This is a genomic window from Mesorhizobium sp. WSM4822, from assembly GCF_055811155.1.
Genome location: NZ_JBVVQM010000112.1, coordinates 1 through 234, shown reverse-complemented (window position 1 = coordinate 234; position 234 = coordinate 1). Strand labels below are relative to the sequence as shown.

At 49.1% G+C, this 234-nt stretch carries 1 protein-coding gene; it reads left to right on the top strand.

What is annotated here, in order from left to right; all coding sequences use genetic code 11:
* On the top strand, positions 1–234 hold a 234-nt coding region (locus tag AC0L3E_RS34750; protein ID WP_473606934.1), incomplete at both ends, for an aromatic amino acid transport family protein.

Sequence of the window (234 nt, the reverse complement as noted above, 5' to 3'; positions counted from 1 at the left end):
AAGCTAACCTGAATTACAGAATCGGTTCGAGTTTTGACACCATCACCAAAGATTTGCTGGGCAAAGGCTGGAACGTGGTCAACGGCATTTCCATTGCCTTTGTGCTCTATATCCTGACCTATGCCTATATTTCTGCCAGTGGTTCGATTCTGCATCACACCTTCGCAGAGATGTCACTAAACGTCCCGGCACGGGCGGCGGGTTTTGGTTTTGCATTGCTGGTAGCGTTTGTGG